The organism is Streptomyces graminilatus, from assembly GCF_001418565.1.
Taxonomy (GTDB): domain Bacteria; phylum Actinomycetota; class Actinomycetes; order Streptomycetales; family Streptomycetaceae; genus Streptomyces; species Streptomyces graminilatus.
In genome coordinates this window covers 1-2,447 of sequence record NZ_LIQQ01000776.1, presented here as the reverse complement: position 1 = coordinate 2,447, position 2,447 = coordinate 1, and the positions used below count along the sequence as shown (strand labels likewise).

The window sequence follows — 2,447 nt, the reverse complement described above, 5'->3', positions numbered from 1 at the left end:
GATCAGATAGATGCCGTACGCCACCACCGCCGCGCAGGCGGCGAAGCAGGCGTACGCCCCCGTGACGGCCAGGCCGGCCGACTCGCCCTGTGCGACCGCCCGTTCGCGGCGCGCGAGTCCGACGATGCCCAGGGTGAACACGCCCACCATGGCCACGGTGATGACGAGGCTGACGCCGAAGACGGAACCGAGAGCCGCCCAGTCGATCTTCATGTTGCTTCCTTCTGCTTCCTGCTGCTTCTCGCTCGGATTCCTGCTCGGACTCCTGCTCGGACCGGGGCCGGACTCAGAGCGCCGTGGCCGACGGCTTCGCCGAAGCCTCGGGCGGGGAGGGGATGGTCGCCGTCAGATCGTCGGTGACGGTGCCCGCCGTCACCGCACCGGCGGGGTCTGTGTCCTCGACGGCCTTGACGTCCTCGACGGCCTTGACGTCCTCGACGTGGTTGACGTTCGTGTGGTCGATCACCTCACGGCGCGAGACGAACCAGATCGCCGTGCTGGAGGCGATGAGGAAGACGGCCACCAGGGCCGTACCCCAGTCGCCCAGGCCGGTGACGTACTCCGCCAGCGCGCCGACGACAGCCGCCGCGGGCAGCGTCAGCCCCCACGCCACGAACATCCGGGTCGCCGTCGACCAGCGGACCACGCCACCCTTGCGGCCGAGGCCCGCGCCCATCACCGAACCCGACACCGAGTGAGTGGTGGAGAGGGAGAAGCCGAGGTGGGAGGAGGCCAGGATGACCGTCGCCGCGCTGGTCTGGGCGGCGAAGCCCTGCTGGGGCTGGAGGTCGGTCAGGCCCTTGCCCATCGTGCGGATGATGCGCCAGCCGCCCAGATACGTGCCGAGCGCGATGGCCAGGCCCGCGGAGAGGATGACCCACACCGGGGGATCGGAGTCGGGGGAGACGGCGCCGCCCGCGACCAGGGCGAGGGTGATGATGCCCATCGTCTTCTGCGCGTCGTTCGTGCCGTGGGCCAGCGACACCAGGCCCGCGGAGGCGATCTGGCCGACCCGGAAGCCCTTCTCCGCCGCCCTGCCCTCGGCCCGCCCGGCGCCGAGCGTGTAGGACAGACGGGTCGCCAGCATGGCCGCGATGCCCGCCACCAGCGGCGCGGCGACCGCCGGGAGCAGCACCTTCGTCACCAGCACGTCGCCGTGGACGGCGCCCGTGCCCGCCGAGGCGATGGTCGCGCCGATCAGGCCGCCCATCAGGGCGTGCGAGGAGCTGGAGGGGAGCCCGACCAGCCAGGTCAGCAGGTTCCAGAGGATCGCCCCGACCAGCGCCGCGAAGATCACCTCGGGACGGATGCCGCTCTCGTCGACGAGGCCCTTGGAGATCGTGTTGGCGACCTCCACGGAGAGGAAGGCGCCCACCAGGTTGAGGACGGCAGACATGGCCACCGCGACCTTGGGTCTCAGTGCGCCGGTCGAGATGGTGGTGGCCATCGCGTTGGCGGTGTCGTGGAAACCGTTCGTGAAATCAAACGCGAGCGCGGTGACGACCACGATCGCGAGGATCAGCGAGAAGTTTTCCATGTACCCAATACCCAGATTTCTTCGGGACGACAGTGGCCGTTGGACCGTAAGTAACCTGAATGAACGGAAGATGAACTGGCGGGGGCCAGGGGGTGACTTGAGGTGGGGCAGCGGTCCGGGACCGTGCCTGGCAGGATCGGGGCATGACTGAGCGGCAGCGGCGGGACGGGCACGACGGGCGGGACGACGTGCAGGGCGCGGATGCGGCGGAGGGCTACGCCGTGCCCCGTGAAACGGCCTCGTCCCGTGAAGCGGCCGTGTCCTCTGAAACGGCGCGCGCCTGGGCCGAGCTCGTCGCCACGGCCCGCCGCACGGTGGCCGACGGTCTGGTGGTCGGCACCTCCGGCAACGTCTCCGTGCGAGTGGGGGACACCGTCCTGGTCACACCGTCCGGCGTTCCGTACCGGAAACTCCTCCCCGCCGATGTCATCGGCGTCGACCTGACCGGCCGCCAGGTCCTCGGCACCCTGACCCCGACGAGCGAACTGCCCATGCATCTCGCCGTCTACCGCGCCACCGACGCCCGCGCCATCGTCCACACCCACGCCGTCCACGCGACCGCCGCCTCGACGCTCGTACGCGAGCTGCCGCTGATCCACTACATGGCGGGCGACCTCGGCGGCCCCGTACGAGTCGCCCCGTACGCGGCCTACGGCACCCAGGAGCTGGCCGAGAACACGCTCCGGGCCCTGGCCGACCGCACCGCCTGCCTCCTCCAGAACCACGGCACACTCGCCCACGGCGCCACCCTCGACCAGGCGTACGACCGCACCGCCCAGCTCGAGTGGATGTGCCGCGTCTGGCTGACGGCGTCCTCGCTGCCCGTACCCCTTGAGCCGCTCCCCCGCCTCTCTCACCTGTTCCTCCGACAGCAGCGTCGGGGACAGTCCGGGCAGCGAGGACGCCGTCA

Annotated in this window: 3 protein-coding genes; 1 reads left to right on the top strand and 2 read right to left on the bottom strand. The window is 70.7% G+C overall.

The annotated features are described in order from the left end of the window. On the bottom strand, nt 1-213 hold a 213-nt coding region (locus AOK08_RS41430; protein WP_055535688.1), incomplete at its 3' end, for a hypothetical protein. A gap of 73 nt (nt 214-286) precedes the next feature. Beyond that, entirely contained in the window at nt 287-1,537 is a 1,251-nt protein-coding gene (locus tag AOK08_RS41425; RefSeq protein ID WP_055535686.1) for an inorganic phosphate transporter, read from the bottom strand. A 143-nt stretch (nt 1,538-1,680) separates the two neighbouring features. On the opposite strand from AOK08_RS41425, the gene AOK08_RS41420 reads away from it, so the two are divergent. Beyond that, a partial coding sequence (locus AOK08_RS41420; protein WP_107101179.1) for a class II aldolase/adducin family protein occupies nt 1,681-2,447 on the top strand: 767 nt, incomplete at its 3' end.

Bases quoted from the DNA above. Each gene is read 5' to 3' on its own strand.
- AOK08_RS41425 (WP_055535686.1), bottom strand. From the start codon at position 1,537: ATGGAAAACTTCTCGCTGATCCTCGCGATCGTGGTCGTCACCGCGCTC.